Below are 15,222 nucleotides of genomic sequence, written 5' to 3'. Positions count from 1 at the left end.
TTGTTCTGTCGCAGTGAAGGTTAAGCGTTTCTCAGCGAAGGTTGAGTGATCGATCACGGCGGTCCCGTTCTTTGATGCGCAGGTAGGAACGTCTCTTGCGGCAGGCGGCTGAGCACGTCAGACGTAGTCGATTACCGCGGCCCGGTTCGAGGGGGCCGGCGCATTGGGCGCATGTTGTGGGCTGCTGCCTGGGGGTGCCGAATCGCCGGCGGCGGTAGGCGGTGTGGCAGCAGCGGTCCGAGCACCAGCGGCGTCGGCCAGGTCCGAGCGGAGCGTCGCAGACGCCGCAGGCTGGTTCCCGGGAGGTCCGGGCCTCGGCCTTTTCGCGCCGGCGCTGGCGGTATGCCTGTTGGCGACAGGCATCTGAGCACCAGCGGGGAATTGCCCCGCGGCCGGCGAAGGTCAGCTTCGTGCCGCAACTCCAGCAGGCCAGGCGGCGTTCCTCTCGCGGCTTCGGGTTTCGTCTTCTGTATGCCTTCTGCCGGCATGCCTGTGAGCAGGTCTGCCGTGCGGTGCCGCCTTGAGGCTGGAACGTGCGAGCCCCGCATTCAACACACCGAGCGCCCACGAGGATCTCCTTGAGGGAAGAGGCGTCCCGGCCGACCGCGGCGGCCAGACGCTCCCAGCTGGGCGAACCCCTTCCTGACCACGGCGGATCGACCAGGTAGTGGCGCAAGTAGGTGACCTTGAGGTGGTTGGCGGCGGCGAGGCGCTCGATGAAGGACCGGAAGCCTTCGCCGGCGATGGGCCGTATCTGTATGGGCAGACGGGCGGGTGGTGGGCTGGACGTGGTCATCTCAGGTGGGGTGGCCGATGTTGTCGTGGCTGGTGCTGGAGTGCGAGGCGGAGGAGGTGGCGTCTGAGCCGCGGATAGCGGTGGCGGAGGACGTTTCGGTGGACACCGAAGTGGAGTGCCTCACCGAGCGCCATGAGGAGATCGACCCGATCGAAGAGGCTTGGGAGTGCATGGTCGACCCGCTGCGGGAACGGTCCTGCGCGGTTCGGGTCGGTGTTGACACGTCCTGGTGCGTCGGGGAGAGCGCGTCGCAGGGCATCGACGGTGCTGTTGGTGAGCTGGGCGAGCAGGTGCAGCTCCGGAGGCCGGGCCCTGCCGCGGGGGCAGAGGACAGCGGTGAGCTCGTCCGGCGACAGGTGGTTGGCCTGTGCCAAGCGCTGTATGTAGGAGGCGATCCCTTCACCGAGGACGGGCCTGACCTGCATGGGCAGGGGAGCCAGCTTCGGGCCGGTGTTCGTGGTGGGCATCGTGCGGTGGCGGTCCTTTCCCGCTCGGCGGTTAGCGGGAGTCGGAACTGTGGTCGAGCGGGATCGCCTGCAGGCTCTGCTCGGTGATCTCTTCGCTGCCGGTGAGGATCGCGTCCAGGGCGGCGCCGCGGATCAGGTGCGAGAGCGAACCGATCATGCCACCGGTGCGGTCGTGGAGGTAGCGGTCCAGGCCGGTGAGGCTGCCGGGCTTGTGCGCGTGGAGCCGCAGAGAGTTCTCCAGGGTGGCGACCAGTCCCTGCCATTCGCTGTTGTAGGGCAGCGGGGCGGTGGGGATCAGGGTGAAGCGTCCGGCGATCTGCTGTCCGCGGGTGCCGTCGAACAGGTTGCGTTCGACGTTGATCCCGGCATAGACGAACGTCGCGGGGATGCGCTCGGAGAAGTACTTCAGCGTGTCGGCGACCTCGGCTCCGGATCTGGTCGCCAGTGAGATGTTGTGCAGTTCGTCGACGAGGACCAGGCCGACCCGGGCGTCGGTCAACACGCCGCAGACCGACTCCAGGATGTCGGTGATGTTCGAACGCGAGCGGGTGGGCAGGCCGAGGAAGCGGGCGAACTCCACCGTCACCATGCGCGGTGTGGCGGCCGGCGGGACAGTTATGTAGACGACCGGGATGCGGTCGCTCACGCCGGGATGACGGGCCCGGTCCAGGAGTTCGTGTGCGCGGCCGAGCTGGGTGATCGCGGTGGTCTTGCCGGTGCCGGCCGGGCCGGAGACGATCAGGCCGCGGCGGGCGCTGACCGCGTGCCGGTTCAGCAGCACCAGGCGGCGCCCGCAGGTGACCGTGTGCTGGACGGTCGAGGTCGCCACCACCAGCAGCCGGGTGTGGTGGTCGATCCGGTCCTCGTCGTAGCGGGTCCGTTCGGCCGGTGTGAGCTTCGCGTGGTCGGTGTCGCTCAGCAGCTCGGGTATGACGGGCTGGTCAGCGACGAAGGCCCGCCAGCCGGCGAGGGTCGTCAGGTGCTGGTCCGGCTCCTGCGGCTCGTCGGCCGACGGGTCGAGCAGGTTTTGCGGGTGTGTCATCGAGTCTTCCAGGGGTCGGCGAGCGGGTCGAACAGGCCCAGCGGGATCACCTTGGCGAGCGGTTCTTCCTCTTCCGCCCGCTGTGGCTCAGGTTCCGGTGCGGGATGTGGGGCCGGTGGCGGGGTCGGGACCGGCGGGGTCGCCTTGGTGCGGGCGGCCACCCGCTTGTCCCGGCGAGTGCGCTTCTTCGGCTTCGCCGCGGTGTCCTGGGGGCCGGCGTGGGCGCGGGTCAGCAGGGCGGCGGCCGCCTGAGCGATCTCCGCCTCGGTGCCCTCGGGCAGGCCCCGGGCGGCGTGGTCCCAGGCCAGTTCCCCGAACGGGACCGGCGTGTGACGCAGGTGCTTCCAGGTCGCTTCGATCCACTCGCCTTGGCCGTGGTGGTTGCGTACCCAGATCCGGGAGATGTCGTAGGGGTCGTAGTGGACCTCCCACAAGCCCTTCTTCTCCGTGACGCCGGAGTGCTGGCGGCGGATCAGGTCCGGGCCGTCGTAGGTGCGGCGCTTGATCCTGATGCCGTAGTCGTTCACCGCCCGCCAGGTCGACGGCAGCAGCTCGATGTAGTCCTCTGCGCTGAGCGCGACCGGGACGGAACCGCAGGCTTCCACCAGGGCGGCGTACTTCTCGTTCGGCGTGAACGACCGCCCCGGGTGCAACGGGTCGCGCAGACCGTCGTGTTCGCGGTTCTGCCACTTCGCGACCAGCCATTCGTCGAGAAGCTCCTGCAGCTCGGGCAGGGACCACAGGGGCTGCTTTTCCAGATGGCGGCCGCGGTGGTCGGTGCTGCGGCCGGTGTAACCGGCGACGAACTGGGCGAACAGCGTGCCGACGGAGTCCAGCATCTTCTCCACGTGCCCCTTCTGGAACGGGGCCGCCTTGTGGGTGGGCTGGAAGTCGATCTCCAGGAAGCGGCAGGAAGCCCGGAAGTTGCGGGAGATGAACGCCTTGCCGTGATCACAGACGATCATCTCCGGCACGATCACCGGCTTCGCCGCCGCGTGCTCCAGGCGCTCGTCGATGTCCAGCAGCCGGCGGTAGGGCAGCACCGACCTCGACATCCGCAAGGCGTCCACCCAGCCCCGGCGCATCAGCTCAGGGGTGACGGTGCGGGCCAGCAGCACGCTGGCGTCGACGGACTTGGTGGTGGGCCGCAGCACCGCCGCGGTCACCGTCCTGGTCGCGACGTCGACCATGCCGGTGAGCTCGACCTTGCCCACCACCCCGTCGTCCAGGCGGACGAGAACGTCCAGCGGGGTGGAGTCGATCTGCACCACCTCGCCCGGCGCGAACACCGTCCACTGCCCGAACGGCGCCGTCGCCCCGTGTGCTCTCGAGCGGCGGTTGCGGGCCGTTGCCGAGACGGGGTTGCCCTGCGACAGCTTGGCCAGGAGCCGATAGAGGGTCGCCTGCGACGGCAACTCGACCGGCTCGCCCGCTTCCTTCAGGATCTCGCCGGTCCGCCAGATGATGTAGGTGCCGGTGCGGGTGGAGTCGTCCTCGCCCTCCTTGATCGCCTGCCGCATGGCCTCGACCACCGCGTCATCGACCGTGCCGAACCGCGGCCTCTTGCGAACCGGCCGGCGGTCAGCCAGCCCCAGCAGGCCCTCGGCCTGGTAGCGGCGGCGGAAGTTGCCGACAGTGCTGACGCTGACCCGGTAGCCCGCCGCCGTCAACTCGGCCGCCTTGGCCCGCTCCCGCGCGGTCAGCGAGTGGCGAGCCGGGTCGTACTCGGGCCGGGGCCGGGCGTCCTCACCCGCGGTGGGGTCGATGCCGTGGAGGACTTCCAGGATGTGGCCCTCCCACCACAGAGCCTTCTCCCGCGCTCGCTGCGGAAGCGCTTCCAGCAGCGACACCGGCGGCAGCGGCATCCTCTCCGGGCTGCTGATCACCTTGAAGCTGTCATCGGCCAGCAGCATCGCAAGCGGGACCTCACGCGGCGAGCCACCCTCGTCGGACAGGATCACCGCCTGGGCGGACACCGCGAGCACTGCCCGACTCTGCCCGGTGAACCGCACCCGGTCGCCCACCCCGATCGAGGCCGGCCTCGACAGCCTGCGCATCTGGCTCTCCTCCCTGCGTGTGCCCGGCCGTGGCCGCAGCAGCGGGCCGTGCCCCCGGCCCCCATGCCCCAGCCCGCCGGCCATCCCGTTCGGCGCACGCACCACAGTGCCACTGCTGAGCAAGGCCCCGCCGAGGTCAGCACGAAGCACTCCGGTCCAAAGCAGGTGGAACAGCACGGGCAGGACCCGCAGGACGTCGCCGGCCTCCTCAGCTCCCACCCGCAGCCGGCGCGGCTGCCGGAAGATACCCATCAAGTCTTCGGCGACGTCCGCCTCACGGCCGCACCGCCGGTGCCGGTAGCGGGCCAGCCACCGCAGATTCGCCATGAGTACCGGATCCGGAACCCCGGCGTGCACGAACTCCCAGCCCACCGCCGAACAGGCCCGCTCGGTCGCGGCGAAGGCCTCTGCCGTCCGTTCGTCGACCTGGTCCTCGGCGCGGACGTCGACGACTTGGGCGCGACCGTCGGCCAACCGTACGAAGTAGTCAGGCGCGTGCCGACGCTTCGCACCGCCGTCGCGCCATTGCAACCAGAACGGCTGGGAGGCGATCCCCACCACGTCCGGGTCGAAGTCCAAAAGGATCAGCCGGTCCCGTTCCAGCCACGACTCGTAGCCCACATGATCGCCGGTGGTCACCGCGTAGTACCAGCCGGGGAAACTGCGGTCGCCCTTGTTCCACCGGAACCCGCGTACCGGCGGCACCGCCTCGAACCTGACGTTCCATCCGGCACCCAACGCGGTGCGGCGGCGCTGTCCGCCGTCCAAGAAGTCCAGGTCAAAGGCGCTGAGCACGGGGTCGCCGTACGCGCGTACCGGTTCCCCCACCGTCTCCCCAGACAGTCAGCCCTAAACGATCACTCAACCTTCGGTGAGAAAACCTATCGGTCACCAACCTTCGATGACAACGCTCAACCTTCGCTGCGAGAGATCACCCCCACTCCGGACGCACGCATGTCAGACCTCAAGCCGTACGGGTTTTGTACGGCAACCGTACGCGTCACGTACGGTTCTGGGGTAGAATGTGGGTCAGGAGGTGTTTCATGTCCGAGTTGTTCGACGCGGTCGACGCGCTGGTCGCGTCCCGTGCTCCGCTGCCGCCGGCGGCGGAGCGCAAGCGGCTGCGCCAGGCGCACGGCCTGACGCTGGACCAGGTGGCCGCCGCGCTGAAGGTGCGCCGGGCGACGGTGTCCGGCTGGGAGTCCGCCAGGAAACCGACCGAGCCTCGCGGCCCGGAACGTGAGGCGTACGCGCGGCTGTTGAACAAGCTCGCAGAGATCTACCCCGCCCCGGCCGCCGACACCGCTGCCCTTGATGAGGGCACGACGGTGCCGGTGCCCGAGACGTTCACCGGCCAGTCGGCCGCCGTCGCGCCCTCGCCGACGGCGTCGGAGACGTCTACCAGCCCGATCGCGCCCGAGGCGGCGACGGCCACGCCAGTGGAGGCTCCCTTCACCCCGGCCGTGCCGGAGCGCCCTGCCGCCCGCCGCCCGGTGACGTCGTCACGGCGCCCGGCAGCAAAGAAGGCCGTGAAGCCCGCCGCCGACCCGCGGTTCCCGCACGGTCCGCTCGCCGTGCTGGACGGCGACGGCTCCGCGTACGGCGTCGACGGCATCGTGCTCGACTGCCCGGCCACCACGGTGCCGGAGCTGGTGGAGTGGACGCTGCGCGAGTCGGGCCTCGGTGCGCCGAAGCTCAACCGCTACGGCAAGGAAAGCGACCCGCTGATCGTGCTCACCGCCGCGGCCGCCGTGAAGCTCGGGCTGCCGGAGCGCCTGGAGGGTCACGAGCAGCGCCGCTCCCTGCGCCTCCCGGAGGACCACCCGGTCGTCAAGCAGGTAGTGAAGGCGAAGTGGCAGCTCACGCAGCGCGGGTTCGGACCGTGGGCGCGGATCTACCGCAAGGCCCAGGGCCGCGACCGGCAGTGCGTGCAGCTCGCGATCCTGTCCTGGGACGCCCTCGATGAGCGGTCCTGGCCCGGCGTCGCGGAGATGGAACCGGCCGACATCGCCCGCGTCCTCGGTGTCTACGCCCAGCGGGTCATCACCCCACGAGGCTCCACCGCCGTCTCCGGCCTGGAGCTGATGACGGCGCTGCGCCCGCCCACCCGGCCGGTGCAGGATCCGGAGACCGGGAACTGGGTGTCCGGCCCCAACCCCGGCTCGCTGGGGACGGAGCCGATGGACCCGGCGCCGCCGGAGGCCACCCCCGAGCACCCCGTCGTCGTGAACTCGGGCTGGACCGGCGGCTTCCTCAATGAGGAGGCGTACCAGTGGGTGCGGCCGGTCGACTTGCTCAGCGATGAGGAGTGCCTACTGCCCTTCGCGGTCGGCCTGGACCTGAACACGGCGTTCCTCGCTGCCGCGGCTCGCCTGGTCGTCGGCCTCAGCGCCCCCGACCACTTCCACGCCCCGAAGTTCAACCCGAAGATCCCCGGGAGCTGGCTGGTCGACCTCTCCCACATCGAGCTGGACCCGCGCCTGCCCAGCCCGTTCACCCCGGACGGCAGCCGTCCGACGAGCCCGGCCTGGTACCAGACGCATACCGTCGCCTACGCCCAGGAACTCGGCTACGACGTCCAGCCGATCGAGGCGTACCTGCGCCGGGAGACCGGCGCGTACCTGGACCCGTGGCACGACCGGCTCAAGAACGCCTACGTCGACACCCTCGCCGACCTCGGCGTCACCCGGGACCTGTCCGATGCGGAGTTCCTCGCCGCGATGGAGCGCCACAAGCAGGTCGACCCGGCCCTGGCCGCCGTACTCTCCGCGATCAAGGCGACCGTGAAGGGCGGCGTGGGGAAGCTCCGCGAGCGCCCGCAGGGCCGCCACTACAAGGAAGGGGAGCGGTGGCCGGCCCTGGAGCGCCCGACCTGGCGCCCCGACATCCGGGCCGCCGTCATCAGCAAGGCCCGGGTCAACATGCACCGCAAGCTCAATAACATGGCGAAGATGACGGGCCTGTACCCGCTGGCCGTGCTCTCCGACTGCGTCGTCTACCCCTCGCCCGGCCCAAGCCCGCTCGACTTCCTGCCGTACGCTGCCTCTGGCAAGCCCCAGCCGGGAGGCTTCCGCCTCGGGCCGACGCCGGGCCTGGCGAAGGTGGAGGGAGTGCAGGAACTTTCGTGGGCAGTCGACTTGATGGAGCAGGGCTACAACCCCGCCCGGCACATCAAGGGCGACGGCCACGATGCCGTGTTCGATGAGGGCGAGTAGCCCGGTGGCCACCGACACCGGCACGCCGTCGCTGGAGGCCGGCGCGGAGCTGGAGCGGACGCTGGACCGCCTGGAAGCGCGCATGAGGTCCCTGCAGTTCTCCCTGCGCGCCCACCGCGGATCGCCTCGGTTCGAACTCGGGCGGCACGACCTCCACGAGACCCGCGAGACCTGGTTCCGCCTGGTCGAGCCGGACCCCACCCCCGAAGGGAGCTGAGCAGCACCGTGGAGATCCATGCCGCGCTGGAACGCGCCGACCGGGAGGCGTTCACCAAGGATCCGCCCAAGACACTCAAGGGCCAGATCGGCTACCTCATCCGGCAGTTGGGCAGCGCGAAGGCCGTCGCCCAGGAGATCGGCGTCACCGCCGACTCCGTCAACCGCTACCGACGCGGCGCCCGCAAGCACCCCCGCGCCGACGTCGCCGCGAAGATCGACGACGCAGTGCGGACCCGCTGGCAGCCGCAGATCCGCAAGCGCCGGCAGCGCCAGGCCGCCACCACGGGCGGGATCACGGTCGAGACCCGCGCCCAGTTCGGCTACACCGCGCCCATCGGCACGACCGACGACGGAAGGTTCCGGCGCCTGACCGTGCACCTCCCCCCGGTGTACGCGCAGCGCCTGTTCGACGCCCGCGACGCCGGGGCCAGCGACCAGCAGATGCGCGAAATCGTGGCCGAGGGATTGCAGGAAATCTATTTCAAGGACGGCGGAGTGCGTGCCCAGGGCCTCGAAGTGAGCCTCAACAACATCGACTATTTCGACGTTTCCTTCTAGGAACTCACGAAGAACACAGGAGGGGAAAATACCGTGCGGCGCCGCGCCCCTCACCCAACGCCGCCGACCGCATCCGCTCCTGGTGGCTCTGACCACTTGGCCCCGCGCGGTCTGCCCCGGACGGCCTTCCTCGTGGTGTCCGTGCATGCGGCAGGAAGTTTGCGTGAAGGGGTTGTGTGTTTCAGTCATCGTGGCGCATTGTGATCACCCCATCACTCCTGCCACCTCGCAGGAGGATGCGCTCTGTCGCACCGGCTGCCGCTCGGATCCCCGCCGTCGGCCGGCGCGACACGAACGGCGAGTTGAGGAGGCACGGCCGATGACGACCGAAGACATACGACTACTCATTCTCCCCGGCGCGTTCCTGCTGATCCTCGGCATGCTGCTCGGCTCCACGCTCGCGTTCCGCTTCACACGCCGGGAGATGTGGGAACTGAGAGAGCAGCTCACAGCGCAGCGCCGCCGCCACTGAATGCCGGTACGCCATACGGCACTGGCCTCGCCGCGATGCCCGGGTCGGCGGCAGCTCTCTACCCTCCAGCCGGGTGAGTCGCTGCACCCTTGGCTCAGGGCCGTGGGCTGCTGGGGCACGTCGGTCATCTGCGCGCCTCTTTCGTATGGGACGTAGCCGTGCGGAACCTCAGGGCGATGGTTGCCGCTGCGCCAGTGCCCGGGTATCAACCGGGTTCGGCGGTCATGGAGTTGAAGGTCTCCCGCATGAGCAGGTCGGTGGCGCTGGGCTGTTCGACCAGGCTGTCGAAGAGGTCGGCAAGCAGCCAGAGCACGAAGTTGTGTGCCAGGGCTTCCTTCGGTGGGATCGTTCCGAACTGGTCGCGCCAGGCCACGGTGTTCATGCCCATGGCCGCGGCCATGAGGACGCCGGTGACCATGGGCACCTGGGCGGGGTCGGCCAGTTCGAAGCTGGGCAGCTTGCGGATCACGGCCGGGATCAGATCACTGAGCGGATCGAGGCGGTCCGCCCCTCCGCCATCCTGCTGGCCGATGATGTGCGCGGTCAGTACGCCCACCAGGAAGACCGTGCCCCGGGACACTTCGTCCCGGCCGTAGGTGACCATCGCGGCCTGGACACGCTGCTGTGCCTGCCGACGTTCCTCCTCTGACGTGCGCTTTTCTAAGATCCGGTACGAGTCCCATGCCGCGCGGACTGCCTCGTCCACGACTACGCCGTTACTGGTCATGCGCTGACCGTAGTGAGTCGGCGGAGTGCGGCGGCGGTCCTCGCACGGACCGCCCGCTCGAATCCGGCGCGGCCCGCTGTGTTTCGGCCAGACCGCTGGTCGGGGGGCTCTCGGGTCTCGCGCGTCAATTTCGGGTAGTACCGTGCTGGTCACTGTATGTGCTGCCAGGGTGGGGGGAGTGGCGTGCGGTTTCCACCGTTCGATGACTGCGGGACGCTGAAGACGATCGAGTTGGAGGCGCTGCGGTCGTTGCACGGAGCGTTTCTTACGGCGCGGTACGAGTGGCAGTCGGCGGTCGCGATCTGGGACCGCCTCGCCACCGCTCGCGACGTGGCCGATCTGCGTGCAACGGAGCGGTCGCCGTTCCGGTACTACGAGGAAGCCGTCCACGAGATCGCAAGCGGCGCCTCCGACTACGAGCGGCACACGGCGCTGGCCGCCTGGCGGTACGCGGCCTCGGCTGCCGTCCTGGGCGTCACCGTGCTGGAGCGCGTGGCCCAAGCGAAACCGCCGCTGACGGCCTCCACTGTGGAAGAGCTGTGCCAGGAGCCGACCCTTGGCCGGTTGCGTGAGGCGTTGTCGGTGCCGGCAGCCGACTTCCTGCCCGACCGCGAGCGCAGTTTCCGTGACGAGCGGAAGGAAATGACGGAGCGGTGGGCCCATCTGCGCGACGGCGTGGACACCGCGATCGAGCTCGTTGTCGAGATCGCCGAAGATGAGGGAGCGGCCCACCCCAAGACGAAGGAAGAGGCGGCGGGCTGCTTGATGACCGAGCACAGCCCGCCCCACACGGATCCGGTGTACCTGGGAATCCTGGAACCGCTGTTCGTGGTGGCGGAGGAGGTTCCGTACGGGATCAGCCGGGTCATCAAGGGCTGTTGACGCCGATGGCTGATCATCCTCTCGCGCTGGCCGCGAGCCGACCGCCGGTGCCGGCGAACGCATGGTCCGCCGCGGTGACGTCGCGGCCGGTGAGATGGGCGGCCGCGTCCAGCGAGGCGGACAAGGGCCGACGGGTGGCAGTGCTGAACTGGTAGGGCGTGTCCGTGGTGATGTACTTGTCAGCCGAGGCGGCAGCGCGCCCGGGGTTCTTTCGGTAGGGGCTGGTTGCTGGCGTCTCCCGACGCCACTGCTCTACCGCATGACCCCACCGTGCTTCAGCATCGGGCGCGTTCATGCGGAGGGCCTCTGCGATCGTCTCCCAGCTGGCCCCACGGACCCGCTCGGCGATCACGGCTTGCCTCAACACCGAATCGAGCGGGTGGAGGGTTTTCGCCCGACGTGCATAGTCGCCGGCCTGCGCCAGGTCCTCGCCTACCGTCTGCGCGTACTGGCCGAGGGCGGTCGCGGCGGATTCGATCGCAGACACCAGCTCGATCCTGGCGATGTCGGATTCGGTGAAGCTGTCGGCCGGCAACTCACGCGGGTCCACTTGGACGGTAACCATCTCGCTACTCATGGTGAGGATCGTATGGGCGTGCTTGAGCACTCGCAGCCGCCTGTCACCCGTGAGGCTCACAGGCCATATCGCCTTGGACCTCTAGTCCGCCGACCCGTCTGCCTGGAGGGCTACCGCGTCGGCGGACTGCCTCTCGCGACGCTTGGCGCGGGTGCCGTTTCCGGTCCTGTCCTGAGCCTCCCAGTCGGGTTCCGGCCCTGGATCCTTCGCCGGCACCTTCGTCACCTGCAGACCAGCCGCCTTTCCGCGGGTGTGCTGACTGGTGTCGCAGGTCAACAGCCGCACAGGGCGCCCTGCGAGGGACTGGATCGCCACCGCCCGGTCAATGATCTCGTCATCGGCGAGGGGCAGCCGCACGTGCCCGGGCGGGTCCAGGACGATCTCCAGGCTGATCTGGCCGCGGACTTCGTCCTGGGTGAGGCGAGGCCGGCGCAGAATCCCGGACAGGGACCCGTTCAGCGTGCCGTCCAGAAGTCCCAGTGTGTGGCCCGCTCGCCATCGCGGCCGGTGCTTGCCCGCCTCCTTCAGGCCGTCCAGCTCGTCGACCACGGCGATCGGGAACAGCAACCGGATGTGCTCGCCGGACGGCAGACCCAGCACCTGGTGCAGGTCGACGTCTTCCAGCTTGTCGGGGTTCTGGATGTAGAAGCTGGAGTCGGCGACCACGAACCACTCCGGTCCGTCCCAGCGGGTCATCAGCGACCGCAGCAGGTCTATCGCCGCTTCGAGGGTCTCGACGCGCTCCGCCAGTTCCTGGTCCACCAGCAGGTTCACAAGACGCTGCTGCTCCGTGCCCGCGAGGTGCCCGACGCCGTCCAGGAGCGTGTCGTGACGCTTCGTCAGGACCAGGGCGGTGAGGTCTTCGGCGCTGACCTGGTTCCGCAGCTGCTGGGCTGAGCGCAGGGCCCACTCCAGATAGCTGAGCAGCCGGTGGTAGGCGCTGGAATGACCGGCGCCGCGTTCGTTGGATGCTGCTGTGTGTACGGTCCGCAGCGCATCGAGGAGGTTCTGCCGGTCCGTTCCCGGGCGGGGCGTGATGAGCATGCGTGGATCCTGCCAGGGGCGGGCCACACAGGACCGCTGGTTTGCAGCAGCGGGTGGCTGGCGCCCGCTCCGCCCGCCCCTCGTTGCGGTGTCACGGGCCTGTCACGCTGTGAGGCGGAGCTCGCGCGCTGTCCTTCCGTACGCCTGGTCCGGCCCACCGGCGCGGAGGAGGATGGAGGCATGGGCGATCACGACCAGGACGACGTCGCCGAACCGGCGCAGCCGCCGCTGACGACCACGCAGGCCCGGGAGGTGACGACCAGGCTGCGCGAGGCGATGGACGACGTCCGGCGCTCCATGGCGGTGCTCGCCGCCCGGGTCCGCGACGCGCACGCCGCCCGTGTCTGGCTTCCGCTCGGCTACGGCACGTGGGAGGCGTACTGCGACGCGGAGTTCGGCATCAGCCGCGCGCAGGCGTACCGGCTTCTGGACGTCGCCCGCACCCTGGCCGCGATCCACCGCGCCGTCGACGCCGGCACCGAGACGTCTCGCACGCGAGACACCGGCCCAGCCTCCGCAGCCGTGCTCGACTACGGCCTGTCCCAGCGCGCCCTGATCGCCGTCTCCAGCCGTACGGACGACGTCACGGAGCTGATCACCCGCCGCCTCGCCACGCTCGCCCACAGCGGCCTGCAAGCCCTCGACGCGGCTACGGTGCGCGCGGTGGTCCGCCAGGCCGTACGCGACGTCCGCACCGCCCCACCTCCACCAACCGCCGGTCCGACGGAGGATCCCGCGCTCGCCGAACTCCGCCGCGTCGTCGACGAACTCGCCGCCAGCACCTACGCGATCGGGGAGCTGATGCTCGAAGTCGCGCCGGCCTACCTGTCCGACGGCGACGCGGCCGACGTCCTGGCGCTGCTGTGCGCGGAGATCGGCTTGCCCCTCGAGCATGGCTTCGCCGCCCGCCGCTACGCGATGTCCGGCGACCGCCGCGCCCTGCACGGCACCGTGCTGTAACCGCTGCTGCCCCACCGCTGCTGTGAGGCACATACCCCGTTTCCCCTGGTGGACAGGGTGCGCTGTGAGGCTGTCAGGTGTGAGGCGAGGGCCTGCGCCGGGGACCTGGTGCTCCTGGTGGTGGTCGTCGGATGGCAGCAGCGTGGCGTCGTGGATGCAGCGCAGCATTTGCATGGGCCCGCGTAGCACAAGGCTGCTGCACGGGTCGGAGGCCGGCCCCGGGCGGTACAGCGGGCGACCGCCGGTTTGTTCTGCTGCTCCAAACGATCCGGTGTAGCTGGTGCTACCGGCGTGCTGCTCCGTCCCGGCCGGGAACGACGACGGCGCCCTCCCGGACGGGGGGCGCCGTGGTGGTGCAGCGGTTCAGCCGGCTAGCCGGAGGGTGGGCCGGGCCTCAGGGGCCGGGGCGTCCTCGCCGCCGTCAGGGTCGGGGTCGAAGTCTGTGCCGGTGCGGGCGTCTCGGGCCCGCGGGGGCCGGATGTCGCCGGTGGGGAAGTTCAGCGGCCACACGAACGTGTCGGGGTCCTTGAGGTGGTTGACCATGTGGGACAGCGACTCGTAGCCGGCCAGGAGCGGGTGGATGAGCACCGTGCCCTTGCGCTGCCGCTCGCTCAGGATGCCCTTATCCCGCAGCTGGCCGATCGCGCGGGAGACGACGGACTGGGTCAGCCCGAGGCGTTCGGCGATGTCCTGCTGCCGGATTTTGACCAGGCCCCCGGGCTCCTGGCGGGCCGTGAGGACATCGAACACGTCGCGCGCCGTCGGCGACAGGCACGCGTTCGGCAGGACCTCGAAGATCTCCGGGTTGTGGAAACCAGGGACGGAGACGGCGTCGTCGCTCATCGCGTGGCCTCGTTCCTCACAGTCGGGATGGTGATCGGGTGCGCGAGCAGCGTCTTCTCGAGTGACTTCACCAGCCGTCGCTGCTTCGTGCTGTTCCACCGGTAAGCGTAGAGCGGGTTAAGGCGGTACAGCCCGCGCTGCTCCTTCCACGCGAAGTTGTGGCGGCTCAGCTGCCCGATCGCCCGGGAGACCTTCGACTGTGAGCAGCCGAACTTCGTCGCCAGCGAGCTCTGGGTCATCTTCACCAGGGCCTGGGCGTCGTGGTTGGTCGTCATGTGGTCCAGCACGTCGCGCGACATCGCCGACAGTTTGAACTTCCAGAGGTTCTCCTGGATCACCCAGGACAAGCTCAGGTGCTGCGGACCGTAGAAGACGTACGGCTTGACCTCGGGGTTCGTCGAGAAGGTGCCGCCCTTCTTGGCGAGCTTCTCGAACCGCCGCATCAGGTCCTGGGCGGACTCCATGCCGTTGACGACATCGGCCGGAGGTGGAGCAGCGACCAGCCGCGACGCCTTCGCCGGCGCCTCCGCGCTCCGCCTCAAGGGCTGGGCCACGGGCCTCTCCTTCATGATCGTTGAGGCGCATAACATAGCAGATCTGCGATGTTATGCAGGGGATCCATGCACGGGGCGGGCGTGTCTCTGGACAGGAACGATCTATTCACCTACGTGCATGGATCTCACCGTCCGCGACCACGATCTATGCACTCTGAGTGCATGCATCGCCCGCGTTTTCGCAGGTCACAGCGTCGCCGCTATCTGATCTTTAGAGGCGCGCCCCCTGAGGCCCGCCCCGCACCCTCCAAACCGCTCCAGCAGCGGCGAAGCAGGCGGCCGGACCGGTGAGGTCGCCGATCCATCCCCCAGCGGCCCGGCAGCTGCTGCGCGTCGGCCCCGTCCGGGGGCTGAGGCGGCTTCGCGTGCGGCTCCGTGGAGCGAGTGCGGACCGTAGGCGGCACCAGCGGCTCTGAGTCTCGGGTGGTACCGGCCGTGACGATCAAAAGCAAAGGAGCGTGGCCGGTGCCGGCGGGTGGTTCCGCCGCCCGGCCTAGCGGCCGTTCGGCTCCTGTACCTCCGCACGCCGAATTCCAGCATTCCCATATCGAAGCTTCCGTTCTACGGCTGAGCGATTTACGGCCGCGCAATTCTGAATTTAACCGGTAGTTATTGGCGCGGGCGGAGGGGGGCGGCAAGGACCCAAATGCTACACAGGCAGGCACAGTGATGCATCACCCTTGTTATAGGTTCGCGCGCTCGGGTGATGCATCGACGGATTCCGTCCCACGGTAGCGGGTTAGGTGTGTATGCTGGCAGGGTATTCATGACGTGAGCGGTCGGTTTCGGGAGTTGAGGAGGGGTCAGGG

The 15,222-nt window shown here is 69.3% G+C and carries 14 protein-coding genes and 1 pseudogene; 6 read left to right on the top strand and 9 right to left on the bottom strand.

Features of this window, described 5'->3' with window-relative positions; all coding sequences use genetic code 11:
• Window positions 1-792 precede the first annotated feature (792 nt).
• The 4 genes and pseudogenes from M878_RS50775 to M878_RS98160 all read right to left on the bottom strand — a co-directional run.
• Window positions 793-1,263, bottom strand: a complete 471-nt coding sequence (locus M878_RS50775) for a TniQ family protein (protein WP_023544056.1) — start codon at window positions 1,261-1,263, stop codon at window positions 793-795.
• A gap of 31 nt (window positions 1,264-1,294) precedes the next feature.
• Entirely contained in the window at window positions 1,295-2,305 is a 1,011-nt protein-coding gene (locus M878_RS50770; protein ID WP_023544055.1) for a TniB family NTP-binding protein, read from the bottom strand.
• Window positions 2,302-4,362 carry a Mu transposase C-terminal domain-containing protein gene (locus tag M878_RS46355; protein WP_031223477.1) on the bottom strand — a complete coding sequence of 687 codons (2,061 nt, stop codon included), beginning with the start codon at window positions 4,360-4,362 and terminating at the stop codon, window positions 2,302-2,304. Before M878_RS46355 ends, M878_RS50770 begins: the two co-directional genes overlap by 4 nt.
• A 108-nt stretch (window positions 4,363-4,470) precedes the next feature.
• Window positions 4,471-5,157 (bottom strand): annotated as a pseudogene (locus M878_RS98160) (TnsA-like heteromeric transposase endonuclease subunit); the annotation flags it as partial.
• Between the two features lie 248 nt (window positions 5,158-5,405).
• On the opposite strand from M878_RS98160, the gene tap reads away from it, so the two are divergent.
• The 4 genes from tap (at window position 5,406) to M878_RS97170 (ending at window position 8,826) form a co-directional block, all read left to right on the top strand.
• Window positions 5,406-7,577, top strand: a complete 2,172-nt coding sequence (gene tap, locus M878_RS50765; protein WP_023544053.1) for a telomere-associated protein Tap — start codon at window positions 5,406-5,408, stop codon at window positions 7,575-7,577.
• Window positions 7,564-7,794 carry a hypothetical protein gene (locus tag M878_RS50760; protein ID WP_158692593.1) on the top strand — a complete coding sequence of 77 codons (231 nt, stop codon included), beginning with the start codon at window positions 7,564-7,566 and terminating at the stop codon, window positions 7,792-7,794. Before tap ends, M878_RS50760 begins: the two co-directional genes overlap by 14 nt.
• A gap of 8 nt (window positions 7,795-7,802) precedes the next feature.
• On the top strand, window positions 7,803-8,354 hold the full coding sequence (gene tpg / locus M878_RS50755) for a telomere-protecting terminal protein Tpg (RefSeq protein WP_023544051.1): 552 nt from the start codon (window positions 7,803-7,805) through the stop codon (window positions 8,352-8,354).
• A gap of 319 nt (window positions 8,355-8,673) precedes the next feature.
• Window positions 8,674-8,826: a hypothetical protein gene (locus tag M878_RS97170; protein WP_023544050.1), complete on the top strand. Its 153-nt coding sequence runs from the start codon at window positions 8,674-8,676 to the stop codon at window positions 8,824-8,826.
• Between the two features lie 205 nt (window positions 8,827-9,031).
• Here the strand turns inward: M878_RS97170 and M878_RS50750 are convergent, their stop codons facing one another.
• Window positions 9,032-9,553 carry a hypothetical protein gene (locus tag M878_RS50750; protein ID WP_158692592.1) on the bottom strand — a complete coding sequence of 174 codons (522 nt, stop codon included), beginning with the start codon at window positions 9,551-9,553 and terminating at the stop codon, window positions 9,032-9,034.
• 183 nt (window positions 9,554-9,736) lie between these two features.
• Here M878_RS50750 and M878_RS50745 point away from each other — a divergent pair, with 183 nt between their 5' ends.
• The gene (locus M878_RS50745; protein WP_023544048.1) at window positions 9,737-10,435 is read left to right on the top strand and encodes a hypothetical protein; all 699 of its coding nucleotides are present in this window, start codon (window positions 9,737-9,739) and stop codon (window positions 10,433-10,435) included.
• Window positions 10,436-10,448: 13 nt separating this feature from the next.
• Here the strand turns inward: M878_RS50745 and M878_RS50740 are convergent, their stop codons facing one another.
• A complete protein-coding gene (locus M878_RS50740) occupies window positions 10,449-11,012 on the bottom strand; it encodes a hypothetical protein (RefSeq protein ID WP_158692591.1) in 564 nt (187 codons plus the stop codon).
• An 81-nt stretch (window positions 11,013-11,093) separates the two neighbouring features.
• Window positions 11,094-12,056, bottom strand: a complete 963-nt coding sequence (locus M878_RS50735; protein WP_023544046.1) for a PIN domain-containing protein — start codon at window positions 12,054-12,056, stop codon at window positions 11,094-11,096.
• A 180-nt stretch (window positions 12,057-12,236) separates the two neighbouring features.
• On the opposite strand from M878_RS50735, the gene M878_RS93155 reads away from it, so the two are divergent.
• Entirely contained in the window at window positions 12,237-13,016 is a 780-nt protein-coding gene (locus M878_RS93155) for a hypothetical protein (RefSeq protein WP_023544045.1), read from the top strand.
• A 363-nt stretch (window positions 13,017-13,379) separates the two neighbouring features.
• Here M878_RS93155 and M878_RS50730 read toward each other — a convergent pair whose 3' ends face one another.
• The gene (locus tag M878_RS50730; RefSeq protein WP_023544044.1) at window positions 13,380-13,859 is read right to left on the bottom strand and encodes a helix-turn-helix domain-containing protein; all 480 of its coding nucleotides are present in this window, start codon (window positions 13,857-13,859) and stop codon (window positions 13,380-13,382) included.
• A complete protein-coding gene (locus tag M878_RS50725) occupies window positions 13,856-14,413 on the bottom strand; it encodes a hypothetical protein (protein WP_023544043.1) in 558 nt (185 codons plus the stop codon). Before M878_RS50725 ends, M878_RS50730 begins: the two co-directional genes overlap by 4 nt.
• Window positions 14,414-15,222: the final 809 nt, after the last annotated feature.

Source organism: Streptomyces roseochromogenus subsp. oscitans DS 12.976 (genome assembly GCF_000497445.1).
Taxonomy (GTDB): domain Bacteria; phylum Actinomycetota; class Actinomycetes; order Streptomycetales; family Streptomycetaceae; genus Streptomyces; species Streptomyces oscitans.
This window is presented reverse-complemented; position numbering and strand designations above follow the sequence as displayed.

Excerpts from the sequence above, each read along its gene's own strand:
- M878_RS50750 (WP_158692592.1), bottom strand. The coding sequence starts at position 9,553 with ATGACCAGTAACGGCGTAGTCGTGGACGAGGCAGTCCGCGCGGCATGG.
- M878_RS46355 (WP_031223477.1), bottom strand. The coding sequence starts at position 4,362 with ATGCGCAGGCTGTCGAGGCCGGCCTCGATCGGGGTGGGCGACCGGGTG.
- M878_RS93155 (WP_023544045.1), top strand. The coding sequence starts at position 12,237 with ATGGGCGATCACGACCAGGACGACGTCGCCGAACCGGCGCAGCCGCCG.
- M878_RS50760 (WP_158692593.1), top strand. The coding sequence starts at position 7,564 with ATGAGGGCGAGTAGCCCGGTGGCCACCGACACCGGCACGCCGTCGCTG.
- M878_RS50770 (WP_023544055.1), bottom strand. The coding sequence starts at position 2,305 with ATGACACACCCGCAAAACCTGCTCGACCCGTCGGCCGACGAGCCGCAG.
- tap (WP_023544053.1), top strand. The coding sequence starts at position 5,406 with ATGTCCGAGTTGTTCGACGCGGTCGACGCGCTGGTCGCGTCCCGTGCT.
- M878_RS50735 (WP_023544046.1), bottom strand. The coding sequence starts at position 12,056 with ATGCTCATCACGCCCCGCCCGGGAACGGACCGGCAGAACCTCCTCGAT.
- M878_RS50775 (WP_023544056.1), bottom strand. The coding sequence starts at position 1,263 with ATGCCCACCACGAACACCGGCCCGAAGCTGGCTCCCCTGCCCATGCAG.
- M878_RS50730 (WP_023544044.1), bottom strand. The coding sequence starts at position 13,859 with ATGAGCGACGACGCCGTCTCCGTCCCTGGTTTCCACAACCCGGAGATC.
- M878_RS97170 (WP_023544050.1), top strand. The coding sequence starts at position 8,674 with ATGACGACCGAAGACATACGACTACTCATTCTCCCCGGCGCGTTCCTG.
- M878_RS50740 (WP_158692591.1), bottom strand. The coding sequence starts at position 11,012 with ATGAGTAGCGAGATGGTTACCGTCCAAGTGGACCCGCGTGAGTTGCCG.